This window comes from Sporomusa sphaeroides DSM 2875 (assembly GCF_001941975.2).
GTDB lineage: Bacteria > Bacillota > Negativicutes > Sporomusales > Sporomusaceae > Sporomusa > Sporomusa sphaeroides.
This window is the reverse complement of sequence record NZ_CP146991.1, coordinates 1816546-1839203: the sequence shown is the minus strand read 5'-3', so window position 1 is coordinate 1839203 and position 22658 is coordinate 1816546. Positions and strand designations below refer to the sequence as shown.

The following is a 22658-nucleotide window of genomic DNA, read 5'->3' as shown; positions in this document are numbered from 1 at the left end:
AAAATTTCACAAATGCATAAAATCTGGAAAGTTTTTTGCCGTATGCCGTCATTGGCACTCTGCGGCGACGTTTAGCTGCAGTAATGCAGCTGTAGATGCTATAATAAAACAATATACGAGGAAACAGGGTGATATGTAATGAAAGCAGTCGGTCTGATTGTAGAATACAATCCCTTCCACAATGGTCATTTATGGCATCTAAACGAAGCCAAACGAATTTCAGGCGCACCATTTGCGATCGGGGTCATGAGCGGCAATTTTACACAACGGGGTGAACCGGCCATGACTGATAAATGGTCACGAGCTGCCATGGCTGTTAAGGCTGGTGTCGATTTGATTGTTGAACTCCCGGTAGTGTTTTCGGTACGCAGTGCCCAATACTTTGCAACCGGCGGCATTCGGCTGCTTAATCATTTGGGAGTTGTCAGCCATGTCTGCTTTGGTGCGGAAATGCCGGATATGGCAAAGCTGCTGGCAGCCGCAAACGCGTTAAACCAACCGGCCGTCATTACTGCAATGCGTGAACAAATGAAAACCGGTCAGACATATGCTGCCAGCCTTGCAGCAGCCGTATCGGCAAGAGCAAGCGTTGATGCAGGTCTGTTTCAATCCCCTAATAATCTCTTGGCAATTGAATATGTACGGGCAATTAATACCTATGCTCCCCAGCTTGTCCCTTTGCCGCTTAAGCGTCTTGCTGCCGATTACCATGATAGCCTGATTACTTCTCCTATTGCCAGCGCTACAGCTATCAGGGCAGCCATTCTCCAAAAAGGTGCATTGTCTCCCGGCAGTACGGCCTGGCAAGCACTCCCCCCTAGCTGCGCCCGGCAAATTAACGAATTGATCAATGCAGGAAAGGCCCCTGTAACCTTAGCAGACTTTAGCAATATTATTTTAGCCAAAATCAGAGCCATGCGCCTGGATGCGCTGGCCGGATTACCTGACATCACAGAAGGTCTCCATAATAAAATAAACCAGGCTGCCTTCAAAGCCACTACTGTCCAGGAACTATTGGCACATAGCAAAAGTAAACGCTACACTATAACCCGCCTGCAAAGAATCATAATCCATGCACTGTTAGAAACCACTAAAGACCAACTGGCACAATTTGACCAGTCAGGCCCCTTATATGCCCGTATATTGGCATTTAACAACAATGGACGCCGCTTACTCAAAGAAATTTCCCAGCATGCCACAATACCGCTAATAACAAAAACTGCGCATTATCTTACCAGCAAACAACAACAGCCTGGCAGCCTATCGCCGCTGCAAGCTATGTTAGCCTGTGATATTAGCGCAACAGACATATATGCCTTAGGATTTCCTAATCCTGTGTGGCGGGCAGGCAATCAGGATTATCAGACTTCTCCTCTGTACATTGCAGACTAGCCAATATTTTTTTGATTTCCGGAATAACCGACTCGGCGGCAACTTCACCAGCCAGTGCACATTCATCCATCGTCTCGAAAGAGCTGGGCGAAAAGCTGCCCACATCTGGCTGAATAAGCACATCGCAATGATGCTGGCGATGCTTGCACAATTCCCTTTCCATGATATCGATAGATTGAATAATTACGTCAAACATATTGCTGATATTGGTTATCGTACCTGCATGAGCCAAGTCAACAGCGATAACAACATCGGCCCCCATATTCCGGACAGTGTCTATCGGAGTAGGATTTATAACAGCACCGTCGACAAATAATTTACCATCGATGGTAAAAGGAATAAAGACACCCGGCACAGAAATACTAGCCCTCACGGCTTGGGCAACATCACCCTCGGTAAAAACAACTTCCCTCCCGCTATTTAGCTCTGTTGCTACAACTGCCAAAGGAGTTTTTAGCTCGGCAAAGGTTTTTTGTTTTGTTAAGAGTCGGATAGTTGCCAGCGCCCGTTCACCGGAAACCATCCCCATCTGTGGTATAACAAAATCCAGCCAGTGACGCTTTTTTAGATTTTTGGCCAGCTTAAACATGGTTTCAGGATCAAGCCCGGCCGTGTACAAAGCACCTATCAGACTGCCAATACTACAGCCGGCAATATAATCTACAGGAATATTATACTTTTCCAACACTTTAAGAACGCCAATATGAGCAATCCCCCTCAGCCCGCCTGACCCCAGAGCCAGACCTATTTTGGGCGGCATCATCATCCCTCCAATACAACTACGCAGTATTTGCACCGTATTTTAGTTATATTACCTCTGCCTTGTCAATATATATATTATCAAACCGCACGGCTTGGAGGAGGAGATTAGTATATGCGGATTTGGGGCAGTGGCAAGCGTTATCGTTCACGATTATTGGCCTATTGCATGGCCTTTTGTACGGTATTTGTAACTATCGCTATGGTGACATATCCCAAAGATGCCTTTGATTCAGCTATTATGGGTTTAAATTTATGGTGGAATGTTGTTTTTCCTGCCCTGCTGCCTTTTTTCATTTTATCAGAAATACTTATGGGGCTTGGAGTTGTTCATTTCATCGGCGTGCTACTCGAACCCCTGATGAGGCCGATATTCAATGTTCCCGGTGTCGGAGCCTTTGCCATGTCCATGGGTCTTGCTTCCGGCTACCCAATGGATGCTGTAATCACCTGCAAATTTCGCAAGAATCAATTATGTAGTGCCGTCGAGGCTGAGCGGCTGCTCTCCTTCACTAATACGGCCGATCCGCTGTTTATGGTGGGCGCAGTAGCTGTAGGTATGTTTGGTATGCCCGAATTAGGTGCTACCATTGCCTTGGCCCACTACATATCCAGTTTTTTTGTGGGAATAATCTTCAGGTTTCACGGACGGGACCGGGATAATTACACCCAGGAGGGTCCGGTAGTACGCGGCAATATCATTATTCGTGCATTTCGGGCTTTGTATAATGCCAGACAGGAAGATAAGCGCTCACCCGGCCAATTGCTTGGTGATGCGGTCAAATCTTCGATGAATACCATCCTGCTGATTGGCGGCTTTATCATTGTTTTCTCGGTATTTATCCGTATTATGACCATTGTCGGTATTACCGATATCCTTACAGCCATGTTTGCCGCAATGCTCGGAGTCATCGGTTACAGCGCCAGCTTAGCCCCGGCATTGGTAAGCGGCTTGCTGGAAATTGATCTGGGTACATTGGCTGCCAGCCAAGCTGTTGCCCCACTCGATCAAAAGGTTGTTATCGTCAGTGCGATCATCGCCTGGAGCGGCCTTTCGGTTCATGGCCAGGTAGCCAGTATTGTTATCGAGTCAGGTATACGTATGATTCCGTACATGGTAGGCCGGTTGCTGCACGCTGTGCTGGCTGCCGGGATTACCGTGTTATTGCTCGGCCCGGGAGAGCAGTTTACCAAACTATTGGTCCTGCCGGTATCGATGAATATTGCTCAAAGCAATACCTGGAGCTTATGGCTGACCAGAATCGAACAAACTACCTATCAGATCGGAATATTGCTGAGCATTATGATAGCACTATCGATCGCTGTTCACCTCTGTAGAGAAATATATGGGTATGTAAAAAGATAAGGAGCATAGCTCCTTTCTTCTTTGTCTGTAAGAAAAATATTCTTCTACATTAAAAGCAACGCAGTTAAAAATCCGGCATCGCCATGCCACTTTATTTATCCTGGCTTTTTTTGTTTTGTTGTAACTCGCGATGGCCTTGCTGAACTACTTCAAGTGTTCTTTCCAGATGAACCAACACATGCTTAAATACTTCATCAGCGTAGCTGACCGCATCGGACTGTAAGTCTTTAGCGGTTTTGCGGGCCTGCATAACAAGTTCATTAGCCTGCTCCTGCGCCTGTTTATTTATCAGGTTCTCATCGGTAAGCTTAATACAATAGGTTTTAGCCTGTTCCACAATACTTTGCGCTTCTTTCTGTGCCTCATCAAGAATACGCTGCCGCTCAGCAATAATATGTTTAGCTTCATCAAGCTCTTTCGGCATCAGTTCACGCAGGTCATCTAAAAATTTGGCCAAATCATCTTCTTCGATGACTCTTTTATTAGTAAAAGGTACGCGGGCGGCCTCAACCAGCAGGTTCTCCATGTCATCAAGCAATTTCTCAATAGTCATAGTTTTCTCCCTTCCCATAACAAATCTAGCTTTTTTCACGAATTCTTTTTACTATTTTTTCTTCTAAGCATGCAGGAACCAATCCTGTAATTGGTCCGCCAAATCTCGCTAACTCCTTAATGCCGCTTGAACTAATGAACGAATAATCGCTACTGGTCATCATAAAAATCGTTTCCATATCGGGATCGATTTTCTTGATGAGCAGTGCCCGTTGAAATTCATATTCAAAGTCACTCAGCGCCCGTAAGCCCCTGACAATAAAGGTACTGTTCTGACGCCGTACATAGTCGTTTAAAAGGCCGGAAAAGCTATCTACTTTAATGTTGGGTATACCTTGTGTCGCCAAGGTTAGCATATCTACCCGTTCTTCCATGGTAAACAGCGGCTTTTTATTAGGATTATGAAAAACCGCGGCAATCACTAAATCAAACATTTTGCTGGATCGCAGAAAAATATCCAGATGCCCGTTACTAACCGGATCAAAACTGCCTGGGCAAACTCCTATCCGCATATTGGCTCCTCCTGTAGCAAATTAGTGTCGCGTATTAACGCATCAAAAAAGTTACGACTGTTTCTCCATAGCGCTCGGTACGAATTAACTTGAGATACTGCCATTGAGTAGTTATCGGTTCATGTTTGGAATGTTCAACAACAATGAGTCCCCCAGCTTCTGCAACACCGGTTGTATCAAGCTTGAGAAGCACAGCAGAAACAAGTCCCTGGTTATAAGGAGGATCTATAAATATAAGCCTGAATGTCCGACCCAGCTGACTTAACTTATCAATTGCCTTGACCGAGTCACCCCGCCAGATTTCGGTCTTTTCACTCAATTTTGCCGTATGAATATTGTCTTTTATAGCCGCAAGACTATGCTGACTATGATCGATAAACAGCGCATGCGCTGCCCCGCGGCTAAGAGCTTCTAACCCCAGATTGCCTGTGCCGGCAAACAAATCCAGCACATGGGCACCAGCTACCGCATCCTCAGCAGTTGGCAATTCTAAGTTAATAATAATATTAAATACTGATTCTTTGACTCGATCCGCAGTGGGACGCACATCAAGACCTTTTGGTGCTTTGAGCCTGGTCCCTTTTGCAATTCCGGTTATAATCCGCATATCTACCTCAATTTGTGGCTAAAATTCAGTTTACCATAGATATTTTAGCACATTTAAACCCGTATAACACTTTTTGCTAAAAAATATTTTACATGTTTTTCTTATATATATAACGTGCTAACTATTTTTGCAGGCGGGTAATGTATTGGCAAAAGCGTCAGTGGTGGAGCGTTGTCAATGCACCATCCGCCTGCGACTGCCAGATGGTTTAACGCGAAATATATATTAGTATTATTCCCGCCTTCACTCCGGGCAAACAAAAAAATAACCGGAGATATCCGGCTATTCTTCACTCTCATTTATTTACTACACGGAAAGCTCCTAAAAATCTTGCCTGATAATAGGGCTTAGACATAGCTGTTAAGGTTACCTCGCCGGCACCGGAACTAGCATGAATAAATTGACCATTACCCACATATATACCGACATGAGAAGGACCCGGAATATAGGTGCTGTAAAAAACTAAGTCACCGGGCTGAATGGCGTTTAGCGGTACACGGTGACCAATATTATATTGTTCGTCCGCCATTCTCGGCAGGGAAATACCGTAACGACTGTATATATAGTAAACAAAACCGGAACAATCAAATCCGGTTGGGGCTGAACCAGCCCATACATAGGGAACTCCTAAAAATTGCTGAGCCAAACCAGCAATTTGCTGTCCGGTGTTTCGGCCAAACTGACCGCGGCTTGCTGCATGATTATTCCCTAAATAATTTTGCAGCGCCAACCAGGTTTCCGAACCAACCACACCATCGTCCTCAATACCGACAGTCTGTTGAAATTGCATAACTGCCAGCTTCGTAAGCGAACCAAAATTACCGTCAACATTGTATTGATAGAAACCTATCTTTTTTAATTCTGCCTGCAGCGTATAAATGGCATCATTGGTGTCACCTTGTTGTAAAACAGGTAGATCCTGGCCAGACGCCTGAGCAATATTGCCGGGTGCCGCCAGCAAAAAGAAGGCACAGCTAAGAACCAAAAAAATCGTTTTAACTAAATTCAAACACATACCTCCGCACTTTTCCATTTTTTTCTTACATTTCGACACTTGGTATGAAAAGTCCTTTGGGACTAAAGACTCATAAACCTGATATATCAAAATTTTCTTCAAAAACCTGACCCTGACTGTTGACATAGTATTATGCACGTGGTAGAATTAGTAACTGTGAGCCGGGGCGTGGCGCAGTTTGGTAGCGCGCTTGGTTCGGGACTAAGAGGCCGCAGGTTCGAATCCTGTCGCCCCGACCAGTTAGATCCAGTAATATCAGGCATCCCGAAGCTTGATAAGGCAACACCAGAGCATCACTAAAGCCTTCTATTAACAGAAGGTCACAAATGAATATGCTGATGCATATACAAACATCTTGTTATTATTTACAAGATGTTTGTTTTTTTAGTTTGCCGTTATTTCCCCGTATATACTATGCTGCAAATATAAAACTGCCACCTGCCAGGAACGCTGACCGATGTAAAAGCCCTGCTGCAGCCCCAGGGGCTGCATTGCCGCTCGCGGTACTATTTTCCTTCTGAATCGTCAGCTAAACCACTTTCGTTATCTCATGAAATTAATAGATAAACAGAATGGACAAAAAAGAAAATACAGAATATAATGAAAATAGGAGAAAGAATAAGAAAGGGAGGATGAAGCACATGCTTAAAAATTATCCTGCTACTCAATTATTTCTCTTATCATCATTGATCTTAATAATTTTGCTCCTCATTACTCCGTTAGTGAGGGAATGGTACATTTTTGCTGCGGTGTTAGGCAGTCTGAAGTTCGTGGTAAAGGTTATCTGTGGCTTCTTCTTATTCTTTACAGTAATCGATATTATAGATGGTACACAGCTTCGCAAGCCAAAGCATTAATGCTAATCAAAATGATTAAAAAATTAACCGAAGCCGATGGCTTCGGTTTTTTGTCCCAACAGAAAGCATAGCTTTCAGATGGGGTTAAAACCCTATCTGAGTCAAGTCTCCATTTATCATTTGCATATACCGCATCTTTTACACCCCGCACTGCATGGCAAGGTGTATTTCTCTGCCTGAGCTTGGCGATACTCTGTCAATAAATAGGACATAGGAAAACCCATATGCAAGTTGTCCCATGGCAAAACTTCCGCTTCGTCGCGAAAACGGTACAAATAAAAATCTTCATCGACATTATATGTCTTTAGCGCCGTCCTCCAGGCTTTCACTCCACCCTTAGTCACAGCGGCAAGCAAGACTTGTCCCAGCCTGCGGTCACCCCGCGCCAGCACACTTTGGATATAGGCTTCTTTAGGCTGTTCAATCAGCGTCTCAATTCCCTTCCGCTTCTTTAATGCAGTTTGAATATATTTTAGTTTAGCCGCAACTTCTGACATCGCAGCCATAGGCAACCACTGAAAGGGGGTAAACGGTTTGGGAATAAACGGGTTAATACTCAGTGTCAGCATGCCGTTGCAGCCTAAAGATTCCATGTACAGCTTAATCTGCTCTGCCATTTCAACAATAGCTTCTATGTCCTGTTCCTGTTCCTCCGGCAAACCAACCATAATATACAGCCTCACATGAGGAATACCGGCGGTTACCGCCGCCTTGACTGCCTGGAAGATATGCTCGTTGCTAATCTGCTTATTAATTATTTTACGCATCCGTTCACTGCCGGCTTCCGGGGCCAAGGTAATGGTTCTATGGCCACTGACAGCCAAAGCCTCTACCAGCGGAGCGGTCAATGAGTCAGCCCTCAGTGAGGCAACCGACAGGGTCAACCCCTGAGCTAAAATCAACTGGCACAACTTATCAATTTCAGGATAGTCGGAAATTGCCGCCCCCATTAAACCGACTTTGGCGCGAAACGCTTTAGCCTTGTCCACACCTTCAGCAATTTGTGTCAGTGACCGCACCCGCGGATTACGGAAACAATAGCCTGCCATACAAAACCGGCAATGCCGGCCACAGCCTCTGGCAACTTCAATCAGATACATATCTTTAAATTCTGTATCAGCAGTAACAATAACCGTTTGCCCGGAATATCTGCCCAAATCTTTAACATAGCGGCGGTTTACCCTGACAGGCGCAGCTTCATGCCGCTCATACCGCTCAATAAGCCCGGCCTCATTATATCTGGGTTGGTAAAAACGCGGCACATATACGCCTTCAATTTGCGCCAGGCGTAATAATAATTCCTCGCGTACCAATCCGCACTTACGGCTATCATAATAGCAATCTAAAAACTCCTGAATTACTTCTTCACCTTCACCAATAATACAGGCATCAACAAAGTCAGCCAATGGTTCCGGGTTAAAAGTAGCGCACGGACCTCCGATAATAACCAGCGGCTCTCCCTCTTGCCTGTCGGCAGCCAATAATGGAACCTTACCGGCTGCCAATATGGCAAGCAGATTGAAATAATCCATTTCAAAAGAAACAGCAAACGAAATGAGCGGAAATTCATATAAAGGCAGCTGATTTTCTAAAGTTAACAGCGGTGTGTTTGTCCGGATATATTCATCAAAGGTTTTTTTATCAGGCAAAAACAGCCGTTCACAGGCAGTATCGCCCCGGCTGTTTATTTGCTCGTAAATGATATGCAAGCCAAGATTGGACATCCCAACATGGTAGGTATTCGGATAAACAAGCGCCATGGGAGAACGGGCCCCAGGCGCATATTTCATGGTTCCCTGCTCAGTTGCTACTATTTTCTGCAAGCGCTCTTTTAATTGCCATGTCACAGTAATCACATCCACCTGTAATGTCTCTTATAATAGTTATTGTTAATAACATTACAATAGTATACATTAAATTTTACGCCCAAAGTTTTTTTGCCGCATCCTCCCAGAGTATTACCTTGTTAGCAGCCAGAGTTGCTTTGATATCAATCAGGCGTTGATTGCGGGAACCCCTAAAGGCTAAGCCTAAATCCCGTTCGGCCTCACGATATAATCCGTCAACCAAAAGATCAGTATACTTAAGCAATTGCCCAATACTTTTCCGTTTTACCGCCATGGCCGTCAATTGCTCAAAAGTAAAGCCACTGTAAGTAACAATATCCAGCCCCTGGGCTTTTAGCCGTTTGGCCAGATGGGCCAAAGGCCTTGGCTGAAGAAATGGTTCGCCACCCGAAAAGGTTACTCCCTGTAACAACTTGTTACGGGCAGCGAGTTGTTTAATATGATTAAAAAGATCTTCCACAGCAATAGGATAGCCGCCATTTACATCATGCGTATCTTCATTATGGCAACCCGGGCAGCGGTGCGGGCAGCCTTGCGTAAAAATCACCAACCGCAACCCCGGACCATCCATAATACTTTCTTCAGTGATTCCGGCAATACGAATTTCCATGTATTCACCTTCTTTAAGCAGTGAGCCAGATTTCTAGGAGCGAGAGCGACGCAGAAATTTGTGCGAATCGCTTAGTTCCGAGCGACAGCAAGCGAACATCCTTAAATATGCCGCACTCTTTGGTTTAATTCGTTCAACTTAGCATCATTAAACCGGTCCACCGTACTCAGATAACCGGTAATGCGGCGAACCCGGCGAACACTGGTAGTGCCGCAAGAGGGACATTCTTCGGTGTCAATTACGCCAAGATGGCCGCAGCCTTCACAAAAATCCACCGGAAAATTAAAGCCGGCATATCCGAAATCACATTTGCCCATATAGCGGATAATCTCTTCTAAAGCGCCCAGGTTATTGACAGGCGGCGCAGCAAATTCTACATAACTAATATGCCCGGCATTGGCATATTTGTGATACACACCTTCAATGCGAATTTTATCAAAAACACTGATCGGGTAGTTAACAGGAATATGGAATGAATTCGTGTAATATTCTTTATCTGTAACCCCAGGAATAATACCATACTCCCGGAGATCCATCTTGACAAACCGCCCGGACAAACCTTCAGCCGGCGTGGCTAATAACGTATAATTCAGATCGTAATGCTCAGCTGCCCGGTCAAGCTTATCACGCATAAAGGCCACAATCTCTTCACCCATAATTTGGGCCTCTTCATTTTCTCCATGATGATAACCATTTAAAGCAGTCAGCGCCTCAGCCAAACCAATAAAACCAACTGACAGGGTACCATTTTTAATAACATCTTCAATATAATCATTAGCTTTCAGTTTATCTGAATCAAGATAAAGGCCTTGCCCCATTAGAAACGGCATATCCCGAACCTTTAGTTGAGCCTGAACCTGAAAACGGTGGTATAACTGTTCACAAGTCAAATCAATAAGTTCTGCCAGACTCTCATAAAACTTCATAAAATTTCGTTCAGCTTTAATAGCCAGGCGCGGTAAATTTATGGTAGTAAAGCTTAAGTTGCCTCGCCCGTCAGTTACCTCTGGACCGCAGCGATTGGACATTACTCTGGTACGGCAGCCCATGTAGCCCACTTGATTCCCATAAGGCTTGTTAAAGGTGGAATCCATGAAACTGAAGGTAGGGTTAAGGCGCTGGGCAGCAACGCGGATCGCCAGTTTAAATAAATCATAGTTGGGATCGCCGGGATTAAAGTTAACTCCTTCTTGCAGGCGGAAGATAATATTGGGGAAGATGGGATTTTCACCACGTCCTAAGCCTTTTTCATAGGCTAACAGCAAATTTTTAATTACGGCCCGCCCGGCCGGTGAAGTATCGGTACCTATGTTAAGACTGGAAAAAGGCACTTGGGCACCTGCCCGTGAATGCATGCTGTTTAAATTATAAATCAGCGCTTCCATTGCCTGGTATACTTCTTCATTGCTGGCTTTTTCCATAAAAGCAGCCATATCATGGTCAAAAAAAGCAAACGACTGGCCACCATGCATGTCATTTTGCGAGCTCTGCAAAATAATTGCCGCCAGCGCCGTGGCTGAGGCCGGGCGTTTAGGCTGACGAATAAAACCATGACCATTGTTAAAACCACTATGAAGTAACTTTCCTAAGGGTATTTGCACACAAGTCAAAGTTTTTCCGTAAAAGTCCAGATCATGAATATGATAATCCCCTTTAACATGAGCCTGAGCAAACTTTTCCGGAATCAGCCGGTTTAAATAAAAAGCCTTACTGGCTGCACTGGCGATTTGCAGCATCTTGGCTGATGGCGAATTAGATACATTGGCGTTTTCACGACTGGTTTCCACCAAAATTTCGCCAACTGCATCCATAAGGTCTGACTTGGCTTCACGCAGGCGGGTACGCTTGTCCCGGTGCAAAATGTAGGCTTTAGCGGTCTTAGCATGGCCTGTCTCAATCAAAATCTTCTCAACCGCATCTTGCACCTCTTCCACACCAAATACGCCGCCATTATATTTCTGTTTTAAAAACTTTAACACTTCAAGAGTGAGCTCCAAAGCTAATTGCCGGTCAGCTCCCCCCACGGCCTTGGCAGCTTTATAAATAGCTTCCGTTATTTTGCTTTCATCAAAAGCGGCTTCCCGTCCGTCCCGTTTCTTTATTTTAATAAACATGACTCTTCCCCCATATTCAATTTACTCCTTATGCTGTGTTTTCATTAGGAGTTCAAGTTCCTGCACAAAGTTATTAATATCAGCAAATTGGCGATATACGGAAGCAAATCGTACATAAGCCACCTGATCAAGCTCTTTGAGATGCTGCATCACAGACTCACCAATCTGGCGGGTAGACACCTCCCGCTCAGAATGATTATAAATGTCTTTCTCTACCTTACTAACAGCTCTCTCAATAGTATCAATAGGTACTGGCCGTTTTTCGCACGCCCGCAATAGTCCGTTTAATAGCTTGCCCCGGTCAAACCGTTCCCGACGACCATCTTTTTTTATAACCATCAACGGTATTTCCTCAACCACTTCATAAGTGGTAAAACGGCGGACGCAAACCGAGCACTCTCTGCGTCGGCGAATAGAGTTCCCTTCATCAGCAGCTCTTGAATCAACAACCTTGCTGTCAATCACTCCGCAAAATGGACAGCGCAAATGTATCCACTCCTTGATTACTCCGCAAAATGTGCTATAATATTTATAGCTTCGCAGGTCACAATACTATATATTGTATCTTATAAATTAAATATACGCCATATATTGTGTTTTTCCTGCTCGAGGGAAAAATATTGCAAAAAAATCTCTAACCTATAACCAGGTTAGAGATTTTTTATCCTAACAGAAAGAAAGTATAGCGGTCTTAAAAGCATAAGAGCAGAGCAGGATCAACATCGATTCCACCGTCGCCACAGGCTCGGTGTAAGCCGTGTTTGCTTTATCAGCCGTGTTTGAGCTCACCAAAACTACCTGCTTCCACTAAAATTACGTCCATTCCGATTTTATTAATTTTATCCCAAGGAATAACCACATCTTCATTGCGACCGAATAGGCCTAAAAATTTGCCTACTCCTGGTACAACAATCGCGGTAAGCCTCCCGGTTTCAACATCAATTTCTATATCTGTAATATTACCTAACCGTTTACCATCAATTACGTTTATAACTTCTTTTAATTTCAAATCGCTGGTCTTTAACATCTATCCCCCTCCTCCGTCCCATACCTTTACATTCTACAATAATTATATGAAGGACAAGGGATAAATGTGTGTTGAAATATTTATTTATTAAAGAATTCAACAATTTTCCAGCGGACTTCGGGAACAGGCGCTGCGCTGCCTTGCTGCCCAACCGTTTCTTTTGCCGAGGACAGCGGGGCCAGGGCCTTGTTAGCACCATCAATAAAGCACAGTGGCGGAAATAATACACACCACCAGTTTTGACCTGCCGCCTGCCCTAAAAGAATACGAACAGCTTGATAATCGCCGGCAGGCAATACCAGATTGCCATAGGAGCGTACAGGAAATGCAAAAGTTCCCAGTTGTACGGTAACCGGATAATCGGCGCCGTTGTCCAGCAGTGTTTTTCTTGCCAGTGTGATAATCTCTTGTTTGTGGCTGGTAATAATATTTTCAGCTGCTTTAGCATCGCCAACATCTTTAACATAAGGGGTTATATACGCAACCACCGCATCACGAACTTTTAGCTTGATCTGCTGATCTTCAATACTGTCACTATTGGCTAAGATATGCAGTCTCACATAATCACCCCGATTAGGCAGTGCGACACCTCGCTCGTGCTGATAAAAAAGCAACGCCCAGCCACCGGCAACAAAACAAAATAATACTGCCAATAATACGATTTTAAAGCTAACTATTTGTTTTCTCCTCATAACTATCTATTGCCTCCCACACAGCAGAACCTAAATATATTTGCGCATATGCCCTAAGGCTGCTTTTTCTAAACGGGACACTTGGGCTTGGGAAATACCGATTTCCTCGGCTACTTCCATTTGAGTTTTTCCTTCAAAGAATCGTAAGGTTAGAATATGTTTTTCCCGCTCGCTCAGTTTGCGCAGCGCCTCTTTAATAGCCACACCTTCAAGCCAGCTTAAATCCAGATTTTTGTCGTCGCTGATTTGATCCATCACAAATATCGGGTCACCACCATCATGATAGATGGGTTCAAACAAAGAAATGGGCTCTTGGATGGCATCAAGGGCAAAAATTATTTCTTCCCTTGGCACTTTAAGCTCATTGGCAATCTCACTAATGGAGGGCTCCCGTGAAAACCGGCTAACCAGCGAATCGCGCACTTGCAGCGCCTTGTAGGCAATATCCCGCATCGAACGGCTTACTCTAATGGGATTATTATCTCGCAAATAACGCCGGATTTCCCCAATAATCATCGGCACCGCGTAGGTAGAGAACTTAACATTCTGCGATAAATCGAAGTTGTCAATGGCTTTCATTAACCCGATACAACCAACTTGGAATAAATCATCAACATATTCGCCCCGGTTGTTGAATCGCTGAATTACGCTAAGCACCAGCCGCAGATTACTATAGATTAGCTGTTCACGAGCGGCTCTCTCGCCGCCTTGCATTATTTCGAACAGCTCGCGCATTTTAGTGGCAGAAAGCACCGGGAGCTTTGCTGTATTTACACCACATATCTCAACTTTATTGACAATCATGTTGTTTACCTCCCCAGTTTCCCTAAGCTACTAAAACAACTTACTCACACAAGCATTATTGCCATGGCTTGGAGGTTTTATACTTATATGCCCATAAAGACACGCGCACACGCAAAAAAAAATTATCCGCTGGACTCACTCCATGCGGATAATTTCTTTGCGCAGCCTCTTGATGATTCTCTTTTCCAGTCTTGATATATATGATTGCGAAATCCCCAGCATATCGGCCACTTCTTTTTGCGTACGTTCATTGCCATCATCATTAAGACCAAACCTAAGTTCCATAATTCGCCGTTCCCGTCCGGATAATTTATTCATCGCCGTATACAGCAGGGTTTTATCAACCTCTTCTTCGACCGACTTATAAATTATGTCATTCTCGGTTCCCAGCACATCTGAAAGCAACAGTTCATTACCATCCCAATCGATATTAAGCGGCTCATCAAAAGATACCTCTGCCCGGGTTTTACTATTACGACGCAGGTACATTAAGATTTCATTCTCAATACAACGCGAAGCATAGGTCGCCAGTTTGATTTTCTTGACAGGATCAAAAGTATTCACTGCCTTAATCAGTCCGATCGTGCCGATACTAACCAAATCTTCCACACTGACGCCGGTATTTTCAAATTTGCGGGCAATATAGACAACCAGCCGGAGATTTCGCTCAATAAAAACACTCTTAACCGATTTATCCCCTTTTTGTAACCGATTAAGCAAAAATATCTCTTCATCACTTGATAACGGTGGCGGTAAAATTTCTGCGCTGCCTACATAAAATACCTCATCAGGCTTGAGCCAACCGATGGCTTGCAGCAATGATATAATTTTAAGCCTGATATATAGTTTAACTATTGGCCAGGTTATGCGCATACACTCACCTCCTTTGTGATATGTGCTCCGGTTATAAGCGCCGGGTGCAAAAGTGCCTCATAAGGGCGATCACTGGCAAATACACCGTCATAAAGGCCAATAAGCACCTCGGTCGTATATGCCAAGCCATCCTCAGTCCTCACACTAATACCGTCCGGTCTAAAACCAAGCAGCATATTTTTTCCACCGACAGATTGACAAGGAATAACTTCCACTCTTGCCAGCCAAGCTGCATCCTGACATTCGTGAAGATTTGACAACCAGGCCGCCGGACTGGTAGAAGTTAAATAACCGGCTGCCTGTGAGCCTAGCAACTGAATTGCCGACTGCCAGCATAGCAGGACTACCGGCTTGTTCCCCAGCAGTGAATATAAGTTATTCCCGGTATCCAGCATGCCGGTGACATCTTTGTTCTGTCCATTATATTCAATCCGCACTTGATAGAAATTTCGCCGGCGAATCATTTTCCCCATCAGTCTTCTGGCAATAAGCGTAACAAGCATGACGGCTATGACACTGCCTGCAGCTAAGCTGCTCCAGGACATATCAAGATAATTGCCTGCCTGCTGGGGTGCTTCTGTTTGAATAAAGTATAGCCAACCTAAGGTAGCTCCGCCCAAAATGAAGGAGACAATAAAGAAGGCACCGACAAGGACCAATGTTGTCCTGACCGTCCTGTAACCAAAAGCCAGCAAGACAAGCACTACAGACATCAGCAACTTTCCCGGAATACTGTACAATACCGCCAGCTCCGGAAAAATTCCACTCAAAGCATAAACTCCCCCAAAGAGGGCGGCCGGCAACAGGCGTTTCCAGCTATAAGAAATGCCTGCCGCATGCGCTGTTAAGACCAGAATAACGCTATTCATGATACAATTAACAATCAATACTACATCAGCATAAATATACACTGGACATACCTTCCCGGCTGGAATTTTATAAGCTGTAACACTCTACACTATATGCGCTGAACCTAATTGCTATTCCAATTATAACAAGCAGCTAAGTAAAAGAGTGTCTGTTTTTGCCAGAAATTAACTGCAAAAACAGACACAAAAAACCCGGCTCAGATTGAGCCGGGTTTAATTTTCCTACTATCTTTTTAGCGACGCATCCAGGCGGGGATATCTAAGTCCCGCCCTTTAAATGGTTCAATAACCGGAGTTCCTTCTTTTCCTTCACTGTGTTTCAGGAGTGGCTTAGGATCAAAACCGGTAGCAATAACAGTTACCCGTACTTGATCTTCAAACATCTCATCAATGGTAGCACCGAAGATAATGGTAGCTTCCGGATCAGCAGCTTTGGCAATAATATCGGCAGCTTCATTGACTTCAAACAGTGTAGTATTGGGACCGCCGGTGAAGTTGAGCAATACACCTTTAGCACCATCAATCGACATCTCTAACAGCGGGCTTCTGATAGCTGCTTCAACAGCCGCAATGGACCTGTTGTCGCCTGTGCCAAAACCAATACCCATGAGTGCTGAACCAGCGTCACTCATAATCGTCTTAACATCGGCAAAGTCAAGATTAATTAACGCAGGCACAGCAATCAGATCAGAAATTCCTTGTACACCCTGCCGCAGCACGTCATCAACAATTTTGAAAGCATCCATAATAGAAGTTCGTTTATCAACTACCTGGAGCAAACGGTCATTAGGAATGGTAATTAACGTATCTACTTTTTCCTTAAGCTTGGCAATTCCCCGTTCGGCTTGGAGTTGACGTTTACGTCCTTCAAAAGTAAATGGTTTGGTAACAACCCCAACCGTTAAAGCTCCGACCTCTTTGGCACATTCGGCTACCACCGGCGCTGCGCCAGTACCCGTACCACCACCCATGCCGGCGGTAATAAACACCATATCGGAACCTTTAAGAACCTTAATGATATCCTCGCGGCTTTCTTGCGCCGCTTTTTCACCAATATCCGGATTAGCGCCTGCCCCTAAACCTTTTGTTAACTTTTCCCCGATCTGAATCCGATAAGCGGCTTCAGAACCAATGAGCGCCTGAGCATCGGTATTAACAGTAATAAATTCCACGCCCTGCAATCCGGCACCAATCATGCGATTAACCGCATTATTGCCGCCACCGCCTACACCGATAACTTTTATAGAAGCAAACTGGTCTAAGTCCATGTCAAATTCCAACATTACAAAGTTTTCCTCCCTTAACATCTATCAAATTTTCAATAGTTTCTTTGCTTTATCAATAAATACACCCCACGCGCTCTGACCAGCCTCCGGCTCGTTTGCAACAATCCGTGTACCATGGCTTATAATGCCATAACACACAGTATTGGACGGATGTACATATTCAGCAGCCAGCCGGTCTGGTTTCACCACTTCGGTATCAAGCTGAAAAACTTTAGCTACACAAGCTGCCATACTAGGCGTCGCCCCTGAACCACCAGTCAAATAAATACGTTCAAAGGTCTGTTCTGAGCCAGGCAGATACTTGTCCATTAACGGCTTAAGATAATCGTACATCAAAGTAACAATTTCATCTACTCTGCTTTCAATAATATCATATAAAAAGTCAAAGTGAACATGTTTGTCAGTCGTTCCATAATCATTGCAATCAAGCACTATTCCCTGGTTACGCAAATCAGGAGACAGCCGGGAATAGTAGCGTTTGATTTCCTCCGCGTGGGCTTGGCTGACGCCTATTCCCTGCATTAAATCACTAGTTATGTAATCACCGCCTAACGGTAACGAAGCCGAGTAACAAAGGTTGCCACCGACATAAATAACAAGTTCAGAAGTACCGGCACCCATATCGATAAAGATAAAGTTGCCTGGCCGCGCCGGCAGCTCATTTTTCATAGTTTCGGCTGCGATAACACTGCCAGCGACAATACCATTCAACTGGATTCCCTTCCCGGCAAGTGCCTCTCGGAGCTCCTGGATAATGGCTTGAGGAGCTGATATGATATGGGCTTCTACTTCTAAGGCGGTCCCTGGCAGGACTGCCGATTCTTTGGCAGGAAACACATGCAAAATGTCGGCATCATCCTGGGCAACCGAAAACATGGCCGCTTTGCAGGCACGCTCAACATCCAAACGGGTTACCGTTCCAGGTGTTGACGGCGCAACGCTGCCAATACTATTTTGCGTAACAAGTGTTGAACCACTGAGCCCCAAATAAACACCACCGGCAGCTTGGGTGTCAGCCGCCATAATAACACAATCTACTGCTTGTCTTATAGAATAAGCCAAAGCATTTATATCCGTAATGACTCCCCTGGCATATCCTGCTGTCGGGGCAGTCCCACTGCCGACAATTGCTACACTGCCATCGGCTTGTAGTTTTCCGGCAAATACTTTGACCATGCCTGTGCCGACATCAATAGCTAATATGTTTTTTTTGTTCATAAATCCCTCGCAGCACAGTATTATGTTTCTTCCCAATAGTTTCAACAAAAGTAGCATTTTCCCTTTTTTTTTCCGGAAAAATACTCGCTTTTTTTAAGGCAGTAACAACTAGAGCTTCAAGACCGAACCACTAACAGACGGCCTGAAGCTCCGGAGAATTTATTTCTTAAGAAAATACCGGCGAATGATAGCCAGGTTTTGAAAAATCCGTAAACCAAAAGCCAATAGTGCAACATAATATAAATCAATCCCCAGGCGCTCACCAATATAAACTAAGCCGGCAGCCATAAGCGCATTGGTGAAAAAGCCGGTTATAAATACCGTATTGTCAAATTTGTATTCAATTCCGGCTCTAAGGCCGCCAAATACCGAGTCTAACGAAGCCAACAAAGCTACCGACATAAATTTTGCATATTCAAGCGGTACAGTAATCGGGAAAGAGATACCAATAAGAATACCTATAATAAGTCCAATAATCGGCAAGACCATATTACTGCTCACCTTCCTTAGCCGGCTTGGCAAACTCAAACCGGAAAGCGCCTTTATATGCCGGGACCACTACTGCCTCTTGCTTTTTAATTGTCACTTGAATACCCCAGAATTGCAAGGTTTCAATAACACCGCCGCGCATTTTCAGTGCATTTTCCAATGTTGTGGGTTCTCCGATAGCCCGCACATCATAAGGTGGCGAATAACGGGAGTTATTCACCGATAAAGTTGGACCGGCACAGCGAATTTCCGAGCTGGCAATGAGCCGCTGCTCATTAATAGAAATAGCCTCAGCACCTGCCGCCCATAATTCGTTAATGACTTTTAAGATATCATCATCATGAATAAGATACAGGTTAGGGTTTTCCCCCGGTTTGGACGGCCGTTTGCTATCATCAATTGTTACAATAATTCCCGGACCTTCTACGGCTACTACACCGGCGCCCATCCTTACCCGGTCAAATTCCTTGGATGCAACTTCAACACCTGAAGTGCGTTTTAAATCCTGAACCTGCTTAGCCAGCTCATCCCGTTCCTTTTCAGTCTGGTTCAGCCGTTGGGATAAATCCTCTACCCTTTGATAGGGAATACTTGATTTAATATCCTCAGTGGTACGATATTGTACCGCCAGCATAATACCCAGCACTACACAGACCAAGGCAATGGCAAATTGCCCCTGCTTAATAGGTAACAAAATATCGTCTCCTTTCCAATTACACCTTATTTGTCCCGTATTTTGATAATGGGTGAAGTATAGTTAAGATCTATATATTCAACAACCATTTTTTTTGCGGAAATTTCCTGTAAAATTTCACCTGTTAATTTGGCTTTTTCCATAAGCCGTTGATTGTCACCAACCCGAATATAAATCGAGCCGGTGGTATAAGCTACAAGTTCATCAGCAGACTTAATGTTGACCTCGGATAATTGGTTTAAGACCTCCTCATCCAGCGCCGCCAAGTATGTTAATACATTTAAAAGTCCAGGATTATTCACTTGGTCACCAACATATACATTCCCCAAACGGACGCCGGTAATAACAGGCACTTTGACTTGTTTCAAATTTTTAAAAGCCGCCATAACTATGCCCTGCCTGTCAATTTCCACAAAACCATACTGATTGGCGACAAATGCCAACGGCTGACGTTCCTGAATATGAATACCGATAGTAGCCGGAAATTCTCTTTCAACCTGCACTTCAGCCACCCGCAGGTCATTCAGCAATCGGTCCCGTATTTCAGGGGTTTTCAGCCGAAAAATATTTACTTGTTCAGGAACACCCGCAACACGCAATACATCTTCGACAGCAATATACTTATTGCCTGAGACAACGACTGTCCCTACCGTAAAATAGGAAGAATTAATAAATAAAAAAAATGCTATCAGCACTGCTAAAGCCGCCAGACAAAGCGCGAATCGCGAAGCCCGGCGCTTCCTGTCCGCTTTCAAGCGTTCTGCCGTTTGCATGCAATCACTCCTGTAGACACCTTATGCAGTAATTATACAACGGATTGTCCGCTAAAGAAATAAAAAAATGAGCAGTTAATACTGCCCATTTCACCTTTTATTCAGCTACCATCAACAAAATGCGTTCACACAATTCGTCAAAACCTATACCGACAGCAGCTGCTGCCTTGGGCACAAGGCTGGTAGCCGTCATGCCTGGAATAGTATTAATTTCCAGAACATGAGGCTGATTATCGTTGCCCAGCATGACGTCAACCCGGCCAATCCCCCGGCAGCCCAGCAGCTTATATGCGGCAAGCGCTATGCGTTGTACATGGTCGGCAACCTGGGTTTCCAGTCTGGCCGGCACAATATATTCGGTGGCTCCCTTAGTATATTTAGACCGATAATCATACCGTCCGGATTGGGGTACTATTTCGATGATGGGCAGTGCCTCCGGCGAGCCTGTGCCAAGGATGGAAACAGTCAGCTCTTTCCCCCGGATAAATTCTTCAACAACAATGTGACCGCTGTAGTTAAAGGCTTCCCGCACAGCAGACTCAATATCACCGGCCTTTTCGACAATGATGACACCGATGCTTGAGCCCTGAGCGGCGGCTTTTACTACTACCGGCACACCAAAGGTAGTTAAAATATCCTCTGCCACCAAAGCCAAATCTGTATCCTGTTTGCTGTACAGCCGGGACTGCGGGGTAGGTATCCCTGCAGACATAAACAAGCGCTTGGTTATCGCTTTATCCATGGCCATCGCACTGGCTAACACTCCTGAACCGGTATACGGTATTCCCAGCATCTCCAGGGTGCCTTGCATCAGTCCGTCTTCACCATACAGTCCATGAATAGCATTAAAGACTACATCAATCTGCTCTTGTTTAAGCTGTTCAATGAAATTAGGGGGATCAAGGTCTACGCCAACGGCAGTATACCCTTTTTCTCGCAGCGCTGTTAAAATAGCCCGCCCTGTATTTAACGATACTTCTCGTTCAGACGACGGCCCACCCATAACAACTGCAATTTTTTTGTTTTTCATAAAAAATCCCCCTTTAGTTACCCTGTCCTTACAATTTGTGCTCCTAAAGACTGCAACTTTTGCTCTAAATTTTCATAACCGCGCTCAATATGATATACCTGTTCAATCTCGGTGGTGCCTTTCGCCGTTAATGCCGCCAAAACCAGCGCACTGCCGGCGCGCAAATCAGGAGCAGCCACAATGGCGCCTGTCAGGCTCGCTACCCCGCGGATAATGGCAGTACGGCCTTCCACCTTGATTTTGGCCCCCATTCGGGTAAGCTCATCAACATGCTTAAACCGGTTCTCAAAAATAGTTTCGGTAATAATACTGGTCCCTTTGGCAATGGTTACTAAGGAGAGCATGGGTGCTTGCAAATCGGTGGGAAAACCGGGATATGGCAGTGTTTTAATATCGACACCTCTAAGCTCCCCGGCCTTTATTCTGATAAAATCATTGCCTGTTGTTATCTGCGCTCCAATTTCCTGAAGCTTATCGGTCACTGAAAATAAATATTCGGGAACAATATTTTCGATAACAATATCACCGCGGGTCATAACTCCCGCGATCAAAAAAGTACCGGCTTCAATTCTGTCGCACATTACCGTATGTTCGGCAGGAACCAGTTTATTTACACCATTAATCCTGATAGTGTCAGTACCTGCGCCGCTGACTTTTGCCCCCATTTTATTCAAAAAAGCCTGCAAATCAGCAATTTCCGGTTCACGAGCCGCATTACGAATAATGGTAGTACCCTTAGCCAGTACAGCGGCCATCATGGCATTTTCGGTAGCACCAACACTGGGAAAATCGAAGTTAACTTCGCCCCCTGTCAGTTCTACTGCTTCGGCATCGATAAAACCAAAACTTTCGTCAACTTTTGCGCCAATTCTCTCTAGAGCTTTAATATGTAGATTGATTGGTCGAGGTCCGATAGCGCAACCGCCGGGATAAGACACTCTAACTTTACGGAATCTTCCTAATAGTGGCCCCATTAAAAATACTGAGGCTCGCATTTCCCGCATCAAATGTTCGGGGATTTCAGCCTTACTGACGTTGGTAGTATCAATAAGCATGGTATGGTCCTGCCTGGATATCTTGGCTCCAAGCAGTGTCAAAATATCCTGCATGGCCTGAATATCACGCAAAAAAGGAACGTCATGAATAACGCTGACACCGGAACATAGAAGCGTTGCCGCCATAATTGGCAAAGTGGCATTTTTGGCCCCGCTGATCCGGACACTGCCACATAGTTGTACTTCTCCTTTGACGATAAATTTCTCCATCGTCTTC

The 22658-nt window shown here is 44.8% G+C and carries 23 protein-coding genes and 1 tRNA gene; 3 read left to right on the top strand and 21 right to left on the bottom strand.

Features of this window, described 5'->3' with window-relative positions; genetic code table 11:
• The first annotated feature begins 138 nt into the window (after positions 1-138).
• On the top strand, positions 139-1392 hold the full coding sequence (locus tag SPSPH_RS08260; protein ID WP_075754949.1) for a nucleotidyltransferase: 1254 nt from the start codon (positions 139-141) through the stop codon (positions 1390-1392).
• Here SPSPH_RS08260 and SPSPH_RS08255 read toward each other — a convergent pair.
• Positions 1328-2158 (bottom strand): patatin-like phospholipase family protein, encoded by an 831-nt coding sequence (locus SPSPH_RS08255; protein ID WP_233138748.1) that lies wholly within the window; start codon positions 2156-2158, stop codon positions 1328-1330. The two genes, SPSPH_RS08260 and SPSPH_RS08255, sit on opposite strands and share 65 nt — an antisense overlap.
• A gap of 108 nt (positions 2159-2266) precedes the next feature.
• On the opposite strand from SPSPH_RS08255, the gene ylbJ reads away from it, so the two are divergent.
• On the top strand, positions 2267-3517 hold the full coding sequence (gene ylbJ, locus SPSPH_RS08250) for a sporulation integral membrane protein YlbJ (RefSeq protein ID WP_075754945.1): 1251 nt from the start codon (positions 2267-2269) through the stop codon (positions 3515-3517).
• Positions 3518-3608: 91 nt separating this feature from the next.
• Here ylbJ and SPSPH_RS08245 read toward each other — a convergent pair whose 3' ends face one another.
• From SPSPH_RS08245 to SPSPH_RS08230, 4 genes are all read right to left on the bottom strand, one after another.
• Positions 3609-4070: an ATPase gene (locus tag SPSPH_RS08245; protein WP_075754943.1), complete on the bottom strand. Its 462-nt coding sequence runs from the start codon at positions 4068-4070 to the stop codon at positions 3609-3611.
• 25 nt (positions 4071-4095) lie between these two features.
• Positions 4096-4581 (bottom strand): pantetheine-phosphate adenylyltransferase, encoded by a 486-nt coding sequence (gene coaD / locus SPSPH_RS08240; RefSeq protein WP_075754941.1) that lies wholly within the window; start codon positions 4579-4581, stop codon positions 4096-4098.
• A gap of 34 nt (positions 4582-4615) precedes the next feature.
• Entirely contained in the window at positions 4616-5188 is a 573-nt protein-coding gene (gene rsmD / locus SPSPH_RS08235; protein ID WP_075754939.1) for a 16S rRNA (guanine(966)-N(2))-methyltransferase RsmD, read from the bottom strand.
• A gap of 295 nt (positions 5189-5483) precedes the next feature.
• Entirely contained in the window at positions 5484-6305 is an 822-nt protein-coding gene (locus SPSPH_RS08230; protein ID WP_158027056.1) for an NlpC/P60 family protein, read from the bottom strand.
• A 60-nt stretch (positions 6306-6365) separates the two neighbouring features.
• Between SPSPH_RS08230 and SPSPH_RS08225 the strand changes: the two genes are divergently transcribed.
• A tRNA-Pro gene (locus SPSPH_RS08225) sits at positions 6366-6442 on the top strand.
• A gap of 734 nt (positions 6443-7176) precedes the next feature.
• On the opposite strand, the gene SPSPH_RS08220 is transcribed toward SPSPH_RS08225, so the two are convergent.
• The 16 genes from SPSPH_RS08220 to murA form a co-directional block, all read right to left on the bottom strand.
• Positions 7177-8907 (bottom strand): TIGR03960 family B12-binding radical SAM protein, encoded by a 1731-nt coding sequence (locus SPSPH_RS08220; protein WP_075756022.1) that lies wholly within the window; start codon positions 8905-8907, stop codon positions 7177-7179.
• Between the two features lie 73 nt (positions 8908-8980).
• A complete protein-coding gene (gene nrdG, locus SPSPH_RS08215; RefSeq protein WP_075754933.1) occupies positions 8981-9517 on the bottom strand; it encodes an anaerobic ribonucleoside-triphosphate reductase activating protein in 537 nt (178 codons plus the stop codon).
• Positions 9518-9618: 101 nt separating this feature from the next.
• The gene (gene nrdD / locus SPSPH_RS08210) at positions 9619-11625 is read right to left on the bottom strand and encodes an anaerobic ribonucleoside-triphosphate reductase (RefSeq protein WP_422397033.1); all 2007 of its coding nucleotides are present in this window, start codon (positions 11623-11625) and stop codon (positions 9619-9621) included.
• 27 nt (positions 11626-11652) lie between these two features.
• Complete coding sequence (gene nrdR / locus SPSPH_RS08205) at positions 11653-12117, bottom strand: transcriptional regulator NrdR (RefSeq protein ID WP_075754929.1); 465 nt, start codon at positions 12115-12117, stop codon at positions 11653-11655.
• 283 nt (positions 12118-12400) lie between these two features.
• Positions 12401-12658, bottom strand: a complete 258-nt coding sequence (locus SPSPH_RS08200; protein WP_075754927.1) for a YlmC/YmxH family sporulation protein — start codon at positions 12656-12658, stop codon at positions 12401-12403.
• Positions 12659-12738: 80 nt separating this feature from the next.
• A complete protein-coding gene (spoIIR, locus tag SPSPH_RS08195; RefSeq protein WP_075754925.1) occupies positions 12739-13350 on the bottom strand; it encodes a stage II sporulation protein R in 612 nt (203 codons plus the stop codon).
• Between the two features lie 30 nt (positions 13351-13380).
• Complete coding sequence (gene sigG, locus SPSPH_RS08190; protein ID WP_075754923.1) at positions 13381-14154, bottom strand: RNA polymerase sporulation sigma factor SigG; 774 nt, start codon at positions 14152-14154, stop codon at positions 13381-13383.
• A 135-nt stretch (positions 14155-14289) separates the two neighbouring features.
• A complete protein-coding gene (sigE, locus tag SPSPH_RS08185; RefSeq protein WP_075754921.1) occupies positions 14290-15027 on the bottom strand; it encodes an RNA polymerase sporulation sigma factor SigE in 738 nt (245 codons plus the stop codon).
• Entirely contained in the window at positions 15018-15938 is a 921-nt protein-coding gene (locus SPSPH_RS08180) for a sigma-E processing peptidase SpoIIGA (protein ID WP_075754919.1), read from the bottom strand. The genes sigE and SPSPH_RS08180 overlap by 10 nt, the downstream gene beginning before the upstream one ends.
• 191 nt (positions 15939-16129) lie before the next feature.
• Positions 16130-17179: a cell division protein FtsZ gene (ftsZ, locus tag SPSPH_RS08175; protein ID WP_075754917.1), complete on the bottom strand. Its 1050-nt coding sequence runs from the start codon at positions 17177-17179 to the stop codon at positions 16130-16132.
• 27 nt (positions 17180-17206) lie between these two features.
• Positions 17207-18400, bottom strand: a complete 1194-nt coding sequence (gene ftsA, locus SPSPH_RS08170; protein WP_075754915.1) for a cell division protein FtsA — start codon at positions 18398-18400, stop codon at positions 17207-17209.
• A 159-nt stretch (positions 18401-18559) separates the two neighbouring features.
• Positions 18560-18889, bottom strand: coding sequence for a small basic family protein (locus SPSPH_RS08165; protein WP_075754913.1), 330 nt, complete (start codon positions 18887-18889; stop codon positions 18560-18562).
• Between the two features lies 1 nt (position 18890).
• Positions 18891-19583: a DUF881 domain-containing protein gene (locus SPSPH_RS08160; protein WP_075754911.1), complete on the bottom strand. Its 693-nt coding sequence runs from the start codon at positions 19581-19583 to the stop codon at positions 18891-18893.
• A gap of 26 nt (positions 19584-19609) precedes the next feature.
• Entirely contained in the window at positions 19610-20356 is a 747-nt protein-coding gene (locus tag SPSPH_RS08155; protein ID WP_075754909.1) for a cell division protein FtsQ/DivIB, read from the bottom strand.
• A 97-nt stretch (positions 20357-20453) separates the two neighbouring features.
• Positions 20454-21386: a D-alanine--D-alanine ligase family protein gene (locus tag SPSPH_RS08150; RefSeq protein WP_075754908.1), complete on the bottom strand. Its 933-nt coding sequence runs from the start codon at positions 21384-21386 to the stop codon at positions 20454-20456.
• A 17-nt stretch (positions 21387-21403) separates the two neighbouring features.
• A complete protein-coding gene (murA, locus tag SPSPH_RS08145; protein ID WP_075754906.1) occupies positions 21404-22651 on the bottom strand; it encodes a UDP-N-acetylglucosamine 1-carboxyvinyltransferase in 1248 nt (415 codons plus the stop codon).
• Positions 22652-22658: the final 7 nt, after the last annotated feature.